Source organism: Rhodoferax sp. U11-2br (assembly GCF_018619435.1).
In the GTDB taxonomy this organism is placed as follows: domain Bacteria; phylum Pseudomonadota; class Gammaproteobacteria; order Burkholderiales; family Burkholderiaceae_C; genus Rhodoferax.
The window spans coordinates 1-13,830 of sequence record NZ_JAHFZF010000054.1; the positions used below are offsets into that span (position 1 = coordinate 1).

The 13,830-nt window shown below is 60.5% G+C and carries 11 protein-coding genes; 4 read left to right on the top strand and 7 right to left on the bottom strand.

Annotated features, from left to right (window positions below; translation table 11 throughout):
* The first annotated feature begins 104 nt into the window (after positions 1 to 104).
* From KKO72_RS20355 to rsmA, 3 genes are read left to right on the top strand one after another with little or no spacing between them, the layout of a single operon-like run.
* Complete coding sequence (locus tag KKO72_RS20355) at positions 105 to 2,516, top strand: LPS-assembly protein LptD (protein WP_251140819.1); 2,412 nt, start codon at positions 105 to 107, stop codon at positions 2,514 to 2,516.
* Between the two features lie 6 nt (positions 2,517 to 2,522).
* On the top strand, positions 2,523 to 3,884 hold the full coding sequence (locus KKO72_RS20360) for a peptidylprolyl isomerase (protein WP_214943588.1): 1,362 nt from the start codon (positions 2,523 to 2,525) through the stop codon (positions 3,882 to 3,884).
* Between the two features lie 39 nt (positions 3,885 to 3,923).
* Positions 3,924 to 4,691, top strand: a complete 768-nt coding sequence (gene rsmA / locus KKO72_RS20365; protein ID WP_214943590.1) for a 16S rRNA (adenine(1518)-N(6)/adenine(1519)-N(6))-dimethyltransferase RsmA — start codon at positions 3,924 to 3,926, stop codon at positions 4,689 to 4,691.
* A 239-nt stretch (positions 4,692 to 4,930) separates the two neighbouring features.
* Here rsmA and KKO72_RS20370 read toward each other — a convergent pair whose 3' ends face one another.
* From KKO72_RS20370 to KKO72_RS20380, 3 genes are all read right to left on the bottom strand, one after another.
* Positions 4,931 to 5,380 carry a barstar family protein gene (locus KKO72_RS20370; protein ID WP_242472942.1) on the bottom strand — a complete coding sequence of 150 codons (450 nt, stop codon included), beginning with the start codon at positions 5,378 to 5,380 and terminating at the stop codon, positions 4,931 to 4,933.
* A gap of 33 nt (positions 5,381 to 5,413) precedes the next feature.
* Positions 5,414 to 5,806, bottom strand: a complete 393-nt coding sequence (locus KKO72_RS20375; protein ID WP_214943593.1) for a ribonuclease domain-containing protein — start codon at positions 5,804 to 5,806, stop codon at positions 5,414 to 5,416.
* 163 nt (positions 5,807 to 5,969) lie between these two features.
* Entirely contained in the window at positions 5,970 to 8,273 is a 2,304-nt protein-coding gene (locus KKO72_RS20380) for an NADP-dependent malic enzyme (RefSeq protein ID WP_214943596.1), read from the bottom strand.
* Between the two features lie 263 nt (positions 8,274 to 8,536).
* On the opposite strand from KKO72_RS20380, the gene pip reads away from it, so the two are divergent.
* Positions 8,537 to 9,517, top strand: coding sequence for a prolyl aminopeptidase (gene pip / locus KKO72_RS20385; protein ID WP_371736922.1), 981 nt, complete (start codon positions 8,537 to 8,539; stop codon positions 9,515 to 9,517).
* A 33-nt stretch (positions 9,518 to 9,550) separates the two neighbouring features.
* Here pip and KKO72_RS20390 read toward each other — a convergent pair whose 3' ends face one another.
* The 4 genes from KKO72_RS20390 to KKO72_RS20405 all read right to left on the bottom strand — a co-directional run bounded on the left by KKO72_RS20390 (position 9,551) and on the right by KKO72_RS20405 (position 13,797).
* Positions 9,551 to 9,991, bottom strand: a complete 441-nt coding sequence (locus KKO72_RS20390) for a hypothetical protein (protein WP_214943602.1) — start codon at positions 9,989 to 9,991, stop codon at positions 9,551 to 9,553.
* 79 nt (positions 9,992 to 10,070) lie between these two features.
* A complete protein-coding gene (locus KKO72_RS20395; RefSeq protein ID WP_214943605.1) occupies positions 10,071 to 11,438 on the bottom strand; it encodes a glutamine synthetase family protein in 1,368 nt (455 codons plus the stop codon).
* A gap of 65 nt (positions 11,439 to 11,503) precedes the next feature.
* Positions 11,504 to 12,898, bottom strand: coding sequence for an aminopeptidase P N-terminal domain-containing protein (locus tag KKO72_RS20400; protein ID WP_214943608.1), 1,395 nt, complete (start codon positions 12,896 to 12,898; stop codon positions 11,504 to 11,506).
* A gap of 56 nt (positions 12,899 to 12,954) precedes the next feature.
* Positions 12,955 to 13,797: a nucleotidyltransferase family protein gene (locus KKO72_RS20405; protein WP_251140820.1), complete on the bottom strand. Its 843-nt coding sequence runs from the start codon at positions 13,795 to 13,797 to the stop codon at positions 12,955 to 12,957.
* Positions 13,798 to 13,830 lie beyond the last annotated feature (33 nt).

Sequence of the window (13,830 nt, forward strand, 5' to 3'; positions counted from 1 at the left end):
GGGGTGGGGTTGGCTTGGCTCATGGATAATCCATTCTACTGACCGCCTTTTTGTCCCTCTTCAACCCAACATGGCCTCTGATGCCTCGCCCGATGTTCTTTCTGATGCTTGACCCCTTCTTTCGGGCAGATGGTGGCCGTTGGCGCGAGCTGGGCCTGTGTGTGATCGGTGGCCTGCTGGCTCCGACGCTGGTGCTGGCGCAGGAGGAGGTCCCCATCGAACTCTTGCAACTCAGGAACAGCGCCAAGCTGGAGGAGTCGATCAGCCCGCTGACGCGCAGCCTGTTGCCCAGTTTTATTTCTGGTGACACCGTCTCCGGACGCACCGATCTGGAAACCGTGGTCGAGGGCCATGCCATGCTGCGCAAAGCCGACATGGTGATCAAGGCCGACCGGCTGGAATACAACCAGCCAACCGATCAGGCACGTGCGATCGGTCATGTGCGCATCAACCGCGCCGGCAACATTTTTGAGGGGCCCCTGCTGGAGCTGCGGGTGGATGCGTTTGAAGGCTTTTTCAACACCCCCACCTACCATTTCCTCAAGAATGATGGCCATGGCCAGGCTGACCGAGTGAACTTTCTCGATGACCAGCGGGCCGTCATCCACAACGCCACCTTCACCACCTGCAAACGCAACGGTGGCCCGGACTGGCTGCCCGCCTGGATACTGAAGGCCAGCCGGATCGGCATCGACAACGCGGAAGACGTTGGCACTGCGGAGGGGGCGGTACTGAGCTTCAAAGGCGTGCCCTTGCTGCCGATCCCGTATGTCACCTTTCCGCTGAGTGACCAGCGCAAGTCCGGCTTGTTGCCACCCACCATCGGCCTGGGCAACGTCAACGGTTTTGAGTTGGCACAACCCTATTACTGGAACATCGCGCCGAACCGGGATGCCACCATCACCCCGACCCTGATGACCAAGCGCGGGCTCAACCTCGGCACCGAATTCCGCTACCTGGAGCCGGATTACACAGGCACGGCCAAAATGGACTGGATGGGCAGCGACGATTTGCGCGATCGCAGCCGCTGGAGTTTGAATGCCAACCACCAAGCCAAGATCAACAGCGACTGGGCCGACAACGGCTTCAACCTGAACCTGAACCTGAACCGCGTCAGTGATGACAACTACTGGAAAGACTTCTCCCGCGCCACTGTCACCACCGGCCAGCTGTCGGTCAACGACGCGGCGCTGGTGGCCGCCAACACCCAGCGTTTGCTGGCCAACGATGCCCAATTGTCCTGGACCAACGGCCCGTTCACCAGCATGGTGCGTGTGCTCAAGTGGCAAACCTTGCAAGACCTGGCAGACAGCGCAGCCAACATCGTGCCACCGTACAACCGGATGCCACAACTCACCACCCATTACGCGAGTGAGACCGCTTCGGGCCTGAACCTGGCACTGGATGTGGACTACACACGTTTCGAATCTGATAAGAAGGCATCCAATCAAACCGACGGACAGCGCCTGTTTTCTTTGATACAGGTCAGCCGTTCCTGGCGCGCCCCAGAAGGTTTCATCACCCCCAAGCTGCAGTTACATGCCACGCAATACGAATTTGACGCCCCCTTGAGCACGGGTCAGAAGCAGGCCAGCCGGGTGTTGCCGACCTTCAGCCTGGACAGTGGCTTGGTGTTTGAACGCGACACCGAATTCTTCGGCCGCAAACTGAACCAGACACTGGAGCCACGGGCCTTTTATGTCCACACCCCTTACCGTGACCAAAGTTATCTGCCCAATTACGACTCGGGCGCCAATGACTTCAATTTGTCAACCGTTTACACGGAAAACGCCTTTGTTGGCAATGACCGCATTTCTGACAGCCATCAGGTGACCCTGGGTGTGACCAGCCGCCTGCTCGATCCCGATACCGGTGCCGAGGCAGCCCGTTTTGGGGTGGCACAGCGGATTTTGTTTGATGATCAAAAAGTGACCTTGCCAGGTGGCACTGCGCTGACCGACCGCGTCAGTGATTTGCTGCTCAGCGGTTCGGTCAACTGGGACCCACGCTGGAACTTTGGCGGCACCGTGCAATACAACCCGGACATCGAACGCACCTCGCGCTCCACCTTGAACGCCACTTACCGTCCGGGCAGCTACCGCATCTTGAACGCTGCCTACCGCTTTCAACGTGCTAGCAGTGAACAGATCGACCTCAGCTGGCAATGGCCACTGGCCGACCTGTGGGGCAGCAACGGCCAGGCCAGGAACATGGGCGACGGTGCGGGCCGCTGGTATAGCGTCGGACGCCTGAACTACGGCATCAACGAGGGCCAGATGGTCAATGCGGTGCTGGGTTTTGAGTACGATGCGGGCTGCTGGCTTGGGCGTGTGGTGTTTGAGCGGCTGCAAACCGGTACCAGCAGTGCCAACCAGAGCATCATGTTCCAGTTGGTGTTTGTCGGGTTTACCGGCTTTGGTGTCAACCCGCTGCAGGCCCTCAAAAACAATATTCCCGGTTATCAGAGCTTGAGCCAGCCCGCGGGCTCACCGAGCCGTTTCAGCAATTACGATTGAACCACCATGACCTACCGTCTCAAGACCCTCTCCATGGCCGTGCTGGCACTTGGTGTGCTGAGCCAGGCGCAAGCCCAAGGCCTGCGCCTGCCGGATGCCACACCTGCGCCATCGCCGGTGGCTGTCAAGTCGGCCCTGGCACAGGCAGACTTCATCGTGGCGGTGGTGAATTCGGAGCCCATCACCAACACCGAGGTGCTGCGCGAGGCACAACGCGAGTACCTGCAACTGGAGCAACAGCGGCGGGCGCCGCCAGATATCGGACTGCTGTTGCCGGAGGTGCTGGAGGCACTGATCAACCGCAAGGCGCAACTACAAACTGCGCGGGACACCGGGCTGCGTGTGGAAGAGTCGGCCATCGACCAAGCCGAACTGTCGATTGCGGCGCAAAACCAGCTGGATGTGGCCGAACTGCGCCGCCGTGTGGTGCGCGAAGGCCAGTCGGTGAGCCAGTTTCGCAGCCAGCTGTCGGACCAGATCCTGTTGCAGCGCCTGCGCGAACGCGATGTGGAGTCACGCATTCGAGTGAGTGAGCAAGACATCGACCAATTCCTGCGTGATCAGACCAGCGCCACCCCTGCCAGCGACACCCAGATCAATATCGCACAGATTCTGGTGGCGGTGCCTGAATCAGCCACCCCCCAGCAGGTGGATGCCTTGAAACTGCGGGCACAACGTGCCCAAGAGCGTGCCCGCAAGGGTGACGACTTTGCCGCCCTGGTGCGCGAGTTCTCTGACGCGGTCGACCAGGCCAATGGTGGCCAACTGGGTCTGCGCAGCACCAGCCGCTACCCGGATTTGTTTGTTCAAGCCACGGCGGCTTTGTCGGTGGGTGATGTGGCGGATCTGGTGCGCTCGCCAGCAGGTTTTCATATTCTCAAAGTGGTGGAAAAAGTCCGCCCCGGCGCGCCCACCATGGCTGTCACACAAAGCCATGCACGCCACATCTTGCTGATACCCAGCGCCCGTCTGAGTGAGGCCGATGCGCGCCGCAAACTCAGCGATTTCAAAAAACTGGTGGTGACCCAGCAGGCGGATTTTGCGACCCTGGCGCGTGACAACTCCCAGGACGGCAGTGCCGCACAAGGGGGTGACCTGGGTTGGACCAGCCCGGGCATGTTTGTGCCTGAATTTGAAGCGGCCATGAACCGCCTGGCTCCTGGCGAGGTCAGTGACCCGCTGCTGTCCCGTTTTGGTCTGCACCTGATCCAGTTGCTTGAACGCCGCAAAGTCAGCCTGACGGCAGAGCAGCAGCGCGAAGCCACCCGGGCCATGTTGCGCGAGAAGAAACTCGATGAAACCTATCTGAGCTGGGCCCAAGAAGTGCGCGCCCGGGCCTATGTGGAAATGCGCGAGCCGCCGCAATAAAACGCCCGACCTGCACGCCCCTTTCTCCACCCATCACACATGAAACACATCCCGCGCAAGCGTTTCGGACAACACTTTTTGACCGACGGCGGCATCATTGATGCCATCGTCGACGCCATTGATCCCAGGCCCGGCCAGGCCATGGTCGAGATTGGCCCGGGTCTGGCCGCGCTGACACAACCTCTGGTAGAGCGTCTTGGTGCCCTCACGGTGATTGAGCTGGACCGCGATCTGGCGCTGCGCCTGCGCGCTCACGGGCAGCTGCAGGTGATAGAATCTGATGTATTAAAAGTCGACTTTTCCCTTATATTGAAAGAGCCAAGCGCTCTTAAATTAAGAGTCGTTGGCAACCTGCCTTACAACATCTCGACACCGATCCTGTTCCATCTGCTGCAGTATGTGGATCTGATTGAAGACCAGCATTTCATGCTGCAAAAGGAAGTGATCGACCGCATGGTGGCACGCCCTGCCACGGCCGCGTACGGACGCCTGAGTGTCATGCTCCAGTGGCGCTACGCCATGGACAACGTGCTGCTGGTGCCGCCAGAGAGCTTCGAACCACCACCCCGTGTCGACAGTGCCGTGGTGCGCATGGTGCCGCGTGACAATCCGGCCGCCGTGAATGTCGCGCTGCTCAGTGAACTGGTGCAAGTGGCCTTCAGCCAACGCCGCAAGCTGCTGCGCCACACCCTGGGGCAGTGGCTGCAGGCCAGGAATTTTGCGGGCGACTTTGATGTCCAGCGCCGCGCCGAAGAGGTGCCAGTGGACGATTACATCGCGCTGGCGCTGGCCGTGGCCAGTGCATAAAAAAAGCCTGACGAGTCAGGCTTTTTTCTTATGCGGGACATCCGTTTAACTGGCTGTCCAATACCCCGCATTGAAGGGGCTGCTCATGCGCAGTGCTTGTGGCGAAATGTCCAACAATTTGTCGGTGGGCATCTTCTCGCCGTTGTCCGACAGGACTTCATCAGCTTGGCCACCGTCCGTGGTCACGCCGTTGTTTGCCTCGTTCGCCCGTTCTGCTTGGCTGGTGTGTGCAGAACGGGCTACAGAAAAGAATAGAAACACCTGAAGGGTATTTTTCTGTCCCCCCAGTAATCAGCGGTGTCGCGGAAGATGTCAAGCAACTGCTCGCGCGCTTCCTTGTCAAACTTGGCATTGGCCGGAATATGCTCCAGCACCGCGATAAAACCAGGCTGCGGGCCCGACTTGTGGACCGGGTCGGTCATGCTGTCGTACAGGGAATCGAAGTTCTTGCCGACTTGCACGGTCAGCATGAATTGCTGGCTGATCAGGTCCAGCACATCCTGCTTGCTCTGGGCGTTGGCCAGGTTGGCATACAAAAAGTGATGCCCCAAACCTTGCGCTGCGGCCTGCAGATCCGGCACTCTGAATGCCCGGATGGACTGAACAATATTGGGCCGCACACCGCGCAAAGGCACGTCGGCCAATGTGGCCGGCGGCTTGAGGGTTGCCTGGTCAAGTAACATATTCATCTTCTCTCTTCTGTTCAAAGTAACAATTCAAATTCAGGGCACGATCTTGCGAAAACTCGCATAGTGATCGGCGGTGTAGTAACAGACGTCAGGGATTTTTGGTGGCCCACCACACACAATCCGCCTGGTTCCCCGATGACTCACCCCAGGAGTCGCTACGGTGTACTCCCGGTAGTAACCCCGTTTAAAAGGTGGCAACAACCTCTCCCGATTGCCAAACACCGAGCCATCTTTCTCGCTGGCAAACGGTCCGCCTTGATGAATCAAGGCCAACATCTGCTCGCCCGGTCTGGGCAACTCCGTCACACGGATCGTCGCTTGGATGTTTGTCGGCGCGCTTGCTTTGGCCTGGATCGCGCCCGGTGTCAACACTGCGATCAAACATAAGCCAGTGATCACCAACTTAAATTTTTCAAACCGCAACATGGACCAGCGTTCCTTATTTACTCAGGGTAAACCCGTACTTTCAAGGGCGTAAGTGTCGGTGATTTGCCAAATAAATGCAAGCCATTGCTCAAACAATGAGCAATGGCTGTGTGGGAATACAGTTCCGCGGACCTGTTCTTCCGGTTTTTGTGGTGGTGGTTTTTTACCGGCTGACGTTGGCATCGGCGACCGTCAAGGCGGTCATGTTGACGATGCGCCGCACCGTGGTACTGGCAGTCAAAATGTGCACGGGTTTGGCCGCACCCAGCAGCACCGGGCCAATGGCGATGTTGCCACCGGCGGCGGTTTTCAGCAGGTTGTAGGAGATATTGGCGGCGTCGAGATTGGGCAACACCAACAGGTTGGCATCACCTGTCAATGTGCTGTTGGGCATCAGGACCGCACGCGACTTGCTATCCAGGGCCAGATCACCGTGCATTTCACCATCCACATCGAGCCATGGGGTGTTGGCGCGTAACAAATCCAGTGTGTCACGCATTTTGACGGCTGTGGGCTGGTTGCTGCTCCCAAAATTGGAGTGCGACAACAAGGCTACTTTAGGGGTGATGCCAAAACGCTTCATTTCCTCGGCAGCCATGGTGGTGATTTCTGCCAACTGGGCGGCGCTCGGGTCGTAGTTGATGTGAGTGTCAACCAGAAAAATCTGACGATCCGGTAGCAGCAAGCCATTCATACAGGCGTAGGTGGTCACACCGGCGCGTTTGCCCACCACTTGGTCCACGTAGTTCAGATGCAGCGCCAAGCTGCCCCAGGTGCCACAAATCATGCCATCCACATCACCTTTGTGCAACAACATGGAGGCAATCAGGCTCAAGCGACGGCGCATGTCGATCTTGGCCATCTGCTCAGTGACGCCCTTGCGTTCGGTCATGCGGTGGTAGGTTTGCCAGAAATCGCGGTAGCGGTGGTCCTTCTCGACATTGACTACAGCGTAATCGTCTCCCTCGCGCAGGCGCAGGCCAAATTTTTCGATGCGCTCGGCAATCACTGCCGGGCGACCGATCAGGGTCGGCAGCGCCAGACCTTCGTCAACCACAATCTGGCAGGCCCGCAGCACCCGCTCGTCCTCGCCTTCGGAATAAACCACGCGCTTTTTGAGACCTTTTTTGGCGGCAGTGAAGATCGGTTTCATCACCGTACCAGACGCATACACAAAACTTTGCAGCTGCTGGCGGTAGGCGGCCATGTCCTGGATCGGGCGTGTGGCCACACCACTGTCAAACGCTGCCTGGGCCACCGCCGGCGCGATCTTCATCATCAGCCGGTGGTCAAACGGTTTCGGGATCAGATACTCTGGGCCAAAACAGAGCTTTTCACCCGCATAGGCCGCTGCCACCACCTCGCTTTGCTCCGCCTGCGCCAGCTCGGCAATGGCGTGTACCGCAGCAATTTCCATCTCGATGGTGATGGTGGATGCGCCCGCATCCAGCGTGCCGCGAAAGATGTACGGAAAACACAGGACATTGTTGACCTGATTAGGGTAGTCCGAGCGTCCAGTGGCAATGATCGCGTCATCACGCACAGCCTTCACCTCTTCGGGCAGGATTTCGGGCGTGGGGTTGGCCAATGCAAACACCAGGGGGCGCGCCGCCATCCTGCGCACCATGTCGGGCTTGAGCACACCTCCTGCGGACAGGCCCAGAAACACATCGGCGCCTTCAATCACCTCGCCCAAGGTGCGTGCCGTCGTTTTCTGCGCAAAAAAGGCCTTGTCGTCGTCCATCAACTCGGTGCGGCCCTCATAGACCACCCCCGCCAGATCGGTGACATAGATGTTTTCACGCGCGAAACCCAGCTTGACCAGCAAGCTCAGGCAGGCCAACGCGGCCGCACCCGCGCCTGAGGTGACGAGTTTGACCTGCGACGGGTCCTTGCCCGCGACCTTGAGCCCGTTCAGAATCGCCGCACCAACACAAATGGCGGTGCCGTGTTGGTCGTCATGGAACACAGGAATCTTCATGCGTTCGCGCAGCTTGCGCTCGACATAGAAGCAGTCGGGTGCCTTGATGTCTTCCAGATTGATGCCACCAAAAGTCGGCTCGAGCGAAGCAATGATGTCAACCAGCTTGTCCAGGTCGTGTTTTTCGTTGATCTCGATGTCAAACACGTCGATGCCGGCGAACTTCTTGAACAGCACCCCCTTGCCTTCCATCACCGGCTTGGCCGCCAACGGGCCGATGTCACCCAGACCCAGCACCGCTGTGCCATTGGTGATCACCGCCACCAGGTTGCCACGGCTGGTGTATTTAAATACGTTGTTGGGGTCCTTGACGATTTCTTCACAGGGCGCGGCCACGCCGGGTGAATAGGCCAGCGCCAGATCGTGCTGGTTGGTCAGTTGTTTGGTCGCGGCGATGGCGATCTTGCCCGGGGTTGGCATCTGGTGGTAGTCCAGTGCCGCGCGGCGCAATTGGGCACGCTTGTCTTCGGGGTTGTTATGGGGCATGCGGGTCTCCGTCGGCCACCGATGCGGCGGTTCGCCACACCGTATGAGGGTGTAAAGGGCGCAAATTGTAGGCCCGAGCTTGGAGCCAGCCCGTGGGTGAAAACGCTTAGTACAAAGACGGCCAATCACTCGCACGCACTCAGCTGTCCATGCCGCGCGTTGTAACAAAGCTGTTTCACTTTTTCAGCGGATTCCCCGACAATAGGGCTCTGCGATGCTATGTTTCGGTCCACTTCGTTTTTCACCCCATCCAACTTACCAACGTGCGCGACAACAAGATTGACTCCTACGCCATCACCGATTTGTTTCCGCCCGTGAAACCTTATCGCAACGGCAGACTTCAGGTTGATGACTTGCACACGCTGTATTGGGAAGAGAGTGGCAACCCGGAGGGTGTACCGGTGCTGTTTTTGCACGGCGGGCCTGGGGCAGGCACCGCGCCCAGCCATCGGCAGTTTTTTGACCCGGCGTATTACCGCATTGTGCTGTTTGACCAACGTGGCTCTGGGCAGTCCACCCCGCTTGGAGAGCCACGCCAGAACACCACCCAACTGCTGGTCGACGACATCGAACAATTGCGCGAGATGCTGGGTATCGAGGACTGGCTGATTTTTGGTGGCTCCTGGGGTTCCACATTGGCCTTGGCCTATGGGCAGGCACACCCCCAGCGTTGCACCGGTTTTGTCCTGCGCGGCATTTTCCTTGGCACACAGGCCGAGATTGACTGGTTTTTGCAGGGCATGCCGCTGTTTTTCCCGGACGAACACGCCCAGTTTGTGAAGCAGATCCCCGAGGACGAGCGTGGCGACTTATTGGCCGCTTATGTGAAACGCCTCTTCAGTGACAACCCCAAAGAGAACCTGCGGGCTGCCCAGGCCTGGAGCCGCTACGAGGCCAATTGCTTGCACCTGGTGCCTCGCCCAGAAGTGGCGCGCATGTTCAGTGCCGCCAGCGTGGCGCTGGGTGTCGGGCGGCTTGGGGCCCACTATTTTTGCAACAAGATGTTTTTGGCAGAAGGGCAGTTGATTGCCCAGATGGACCGAATCAGGCATCTTCCTGCCGTCATCATCCAGGGCCGTTATGACGTGGTCTGCCCGCCACGTACCGCCTGGCAACTGCGCCAGGCCTGGCCACAGGCCACATTCGAGGTGGTGGATGATGCTGGCCATGCGGCTTCCGAGCCGGGTATTGCCAACGCACTGGTGGCTGCCACCGAACGTTACAAGCTGACTGGCAGCTTGTAAGCCGCACCGCCTGTCGGCGGTGCCTTGATCTGATCAATCCTTGTTGCGCCACGCATCCCTGGGACCGTGGCGGCCATGGTCAAACCGCCCGTCCCGACGCGGGTCACGATCTTCATAACGCCGTGGTGGTTCTCTGTGGTGGCGCGGTGCATACACCTCCCGGTACCAACGGTCCTGCACAAAGTACACCGGCTGGCCACAGGCGTTGTAGAGGCGGCAATGTGTGTCCCAGTGCCGTTCGTGCCCCGGTGGCACCCGCAGGTAGATCGGCTCGCGCCACACCGGCCCCCGATGTTCAATCACCACCGGCTGCGGGTAAATCACCACCGGTTGCGACACCCGGCTGAGGTCGATGCGGCCATAAAAACCGGGCTGAGAGATGTTGACCGAGACCCCCACATCAGCAGCGAAAACCGCGCTGGACAACGAGAAAGCACACAGGCAAGCGGCCAAGGAAAAGATTGGTTTGTTCATCAAACCATTCTAGGAACGGGTTTGAACCGGCCTGTAAGCAGACGTAAGGCCTGGGCCAGGCACAAAACCGCCTGGGGACTCAGACCTGGGGCAGCAAATACCGCCGCTCCCAGGCGCTGACCTCACTCTGGTAGTGGGCGTGTTCCAGCGCCTTGACCGCGCAATATCCCGTTACAAAATCATCACCAAACGCTTGTCTGGCAAGGGCACTTTGCTGCATTTTTTGCAGCGCCTCATCAAGGCTGCGTGGCAGGCCGTGGGCCTCGTCATACCCGTTGCTGGCCAGTGGCTCTGAGGCTTGTAACTGCTGCTGCAAGCCCGCCAGCCCGGCCGCCAGCGTGGCCGCGATGGCCAGGTAGGGGTTGGCGTCGGCACCAGCCACACGGTTCTCCACGCGCCGCGCCACCGGGGCGCTGGCGGGAACACGCAGCCCGGTGGTGCGGTTATCAAACCCCCAGGCCATGTTGGTGGGTGCCTGGCTGCCCGCCACATAACGCCGGTACGAGTTCACGTTGGGAGCGAACATCAGCATCAGCTCAGGCCCAAAGGTTTGCAAACCGGCGATGAACTGGCCAAACAAGGGGCTTGCCGAACCATCGGGCAAGCTGAACACATTGGCGCCTGCGGCATCCACCACACTGGTGTGCAGGTGCATCGAGCTGCCTGAGCTGCCCGCAATCGGTTTGGCCATGAACACCGCGTTTAACCCGTGTTTGAGGGCGATCTCGCGGGCTGCGTACTTGAACAGGAAGGCCTGATCGGCCACGGCCACCGCGTTGCCGTGCATCAGGTTGATCTCGTACTGGGTCGGACCGACTTCGTGGATCCAGGTGTCGGCGTCGATGTGGAGCGTGACCAGCGCAGCGCGGAACTCGTCCCAGAACGGTGCGAGTTCATTGAGCATGTTCAGGCTGAAGGCGCTCTGGCCCACCTCGGCCCGGCCACCACGCACGGTGGGCGGCGCCAGCGCCAGCGCCGGGTCGCTGTTGGCTGCGGTCAGGTAAAACTCGATCTCCGGCGCCACCACCGGCGTCAACCCCAGGGTCATGTACTGCGCCAGCACCCGTTTGAGCGTGCTGCGCGGCGCAAAGGTACACAACTCACCATTGAGCTCCAGGCAGTCGTGCAAGGCCACCGCGCGCGCTGTGCTGGCCCAGGGCGCCAGCGTGAGCGTGTTGTAGTCGGGCAGCATCCGCACATCGGGGTCGCTGTCGGGAAACACCGGGTTGTAGGAGTATTCACCGGTGACGGCCTGCATCGGGATCGCCTGGCAGATGCGCAACTCGGCACCGTCAGCAAAACGGTCCGCCGGCATCAGCTTGCCACGCGGGTAACCCGAGATGTCGGCAAACAGGCACTCCACATCCCGCACACCGTGCTGCTGGAAAAAGGCGCGAAGCTGCTCGGGGGTGTTGGGCCGGGAGGTAGCGGGCTGGGACTGAGGCATGATGTAACGCGGTTGAAGGTTGAATCCGCACCACCGCAATGGGGTTGCGGCGGCACCTCGATGGTTTATCGCATCAGCGCCTCGATCTCGGCCACCGCCACCGGCACACCGCGCGTGATCAGTTCACAACCGGTTTCAGTCACGATGGCGTCGTCCTCGATGCGGATACCGATGTTGTGGAAAGCCTCGGGCACACCGGGCGCAGGGCGCACATAAATGCCGGGCTCGATGGTGAGCACCATGCCGCTGCGCAGGATGCGGGCTGGGCGGTTCTTGATGGTCTCTCCGGTGAGCGCGTCTTGGCGTTCGCTGACCTGGCCGATCTCGCCGGGCTCGGTGTAGGCGCCGCAGTCGTGCACATCCATGCCCAGCCAGTGGCCTGTGCGGTGCATGTAAAACGGGAAGTACGCGCGTTTTTCGATCACATCGTCCAAGCTGCCAACCTTGTTTTTGTCGAGCAGGCCCACATCCAGCATGCCTTGGGCCAGCACCTTGACGGTGGCGTCGTGCGGGTCGGTGAAACGGGCGCCCGCCTTGGTGGCGGCAATCGCGGCTTCCTGCGAGGCCAGCACCAGCTCGTACAGTGTTTTTTGCGGCCCGGTGAATTGGCCGTTGGCCGGGAAGGTGCGGGTGATGTCGCTGGCATAACCGTCGAGCTCACAACCCGCGTCGATCAGCACCAGCTCGCCGCTCTGCACTCGGCCCGCGTCGGCACGGTAGTGCAGCACACAGGCATTGGCGCCCGCAGCCACGATGGAGCCATAGGCCGGGTACTGCGAGCCGTGCTGGCGGAACTCATGCAACAACTCGGCGTCCAGGTGGTACTCACGCACGTCCTGTCCGGCGCGCAGCATCGCCGCGCAGCGTTGCATGGCGCGCACATGGGCACCGGCGCTGATGGCGGCGGCACGGCGCATCACGTCTTGTTCATGGGCATCCTTGAACAAACGCATTTCGTCCAGCGGGCCACACAGGTCGCGTTGCTGCTCGGGGCACAGGGTGCCGTAACGCACGCGGGTGCGCAGGCCACTGAGCCAGCCGTCGATGCGCGACTCCAACCCAACGTGGGTGGCAAACGGGTACCAGACCGACTCACAGCCGTCGATCAGGCTCGGCAGTTGTTTGTCCAGCTCGGCCACGGAAAAGGCAGCGTCCACCCCCAGCGCTTCGGGCGCGGCCTGCGGGCCCAGGCGGTAGCCGTCCCAGATTTCGCGCTCCAGGTCCTTGGGCTGGCAAAACAGGGTGCTGCGGCCGTCTCCGGTGACCACCAGCCAGGCCTTGGGCTCGGTGAACCCGGTCAGGTAGTAGAAATAACTGTCATGGCGGAACAGGAAGTCGCTGTCGCGGTTGCGCTGCTGCTCGGGTGCAGTCGGCAGGATGGCGATGCCACCCGGGCCGATGTGGCGGGCCAGGGCGGCGCGGCGTTGGGCGTAGAGGGTGCGGGTGTCGGGTGAAGTCATGGTGTATGTGGTGGCGAAGGATTCAAAAAGCGGGTGAGCTAGAAAAGCAAGTGTATTCAGGGTACATTGAGCTGGGCCAGCCGCTCAGGGGTGCCAACGTCGGTCCAGGGGCCGTCATACAGCTCGGCCGATACCCGACCCGCATCCATGGCGGCACGCAACAAAGGTGCCAGCGCAGCCTTGACACCCTGCGGGTTGCCCGGCGGGATGGTGCACCAGGGCGGCGCAAACAGGTCGCGGTGGTACAGGCCGATGGTGGAATAGGTGTAGCGTGGCTGCGGATTATCCTTGGGCAGGTTCAGCGCCAGGCTTGTGGTTGTGTCCAGACCAAAATCACCGCGCGGGTTGTGGGCCGGGTTGGGCACCAGCCAGAGGTGGGCCAGCTGGCCGCTGGTCGCAAAGCGCGTCACTGCCGCTTGGGAAAATACAAAACCCGGCGTGTAGACATCGGCCGCCAGCACCCAGAACACGTCCGGCGCCAGTGAGCCTTGCACCGGGAACAGCTGCGGCAGCGCCCGGCAGATGCCGCCAGCGGTCTCCAATGCACCACCGAAGTCACGGCCTTCGAGCGAGTAGCGCAGCTGCATAGACTCCGATTTCGATAGCTTTTCACCCTTACCCAATAAGGGCTCAAGGCCAAAATCATCACCAAATGTCTGAACAATCCGGTTTTCCAACCAGGCGGTGTTGATCACCACCTGCCGGGTGCCACCGCGCTGCAGCGCCTCCAGGTGCCACTGCATCAGTGGTTTGCCGTACACGCTCAGCAAGGGTTTGGGACAGCTGTCGGTGAGTGGGCGCATGCGCTCGCCCCGGCCAGCCGCCAGCAGCATGGCTGGGGCGCGGGTGTTGGGGTCAGCGGGGGTCAGCGGGCGGGGTGGGGCAGGAAAAGGTGGCATGCGGCATGGGGGCTTTGGTCCTCAAGCATAGCC

Coding starts and splice junctions, on each gene's coding strand:
- KKO72_RS20355 (WP_251140819.1), top strand. CDS start 105: ATGCTTGACCCCTTCTTTCGGGCAGATGGTGGCCGTTGGCGCGAGCTG.
- KKO72_RS20360 (WP_214943588.1), top strand. CDS start 2,523: ATGACCTACCGTCTCAAGACCCTCTCCATGGCCGTGCTGGCACTTGGT.
- rsmA (WP_214943590.1), top strand. CDS start 3,924: ATGAAACACATCCCGCGCAAGCGTTTCGGACAACACTTTTTGACCGAC.
- KKO72_RS20370 (WP_242472942.1), bottom strand. CDS start 5,380: ATGAATATGTTACTTGACCAGGCAACCCTCAAGCCGCCGGCCACATTG.
- KKO72_RS20375 (WP_214943593.1), bottom strand. CDS start 5,806: ATGTTGCGGTTTGAAAAATTTAAGTTGGTGATCACTGGCTTATGTTTG.
- KKO72_RS20380 (WP_214943596.1), bottom strand. CDS start 8,273: ATGCCCCATAACAACCCCGAAGACAAGCGTGCCCAATTGCGCCGCGCG.
- KKO72_RS20390 (WP_214943602.1), bottom strand. CDS start 9,991: ATGAACAAACCAATCTTTTCCTTGGCCGCTTGCCTGTGTGCTTTCTCG.
- KKO72_RS20395 (WP_214943605.1), bottom strand. CDS start 11,438: ATGCCTCAGTCCCAGCCCGCTACCTCCCGGCCCAACACCCCCGAGCAG.
- KKO72_RS20400 (WP_214943608.1), bottom strand. CDS start 12,898: ATGACTTCACCCGACACCCGCACCCTCTACGCCCAACGCCGCGCCGCC.
- KKO72_RS20405 (WP_251140820.1), bottom strand. CDS start 13,797: ATGCCACCTTTTCCTGCCCCACCCCGCCCGCTGACCCCCGCTGACCCC.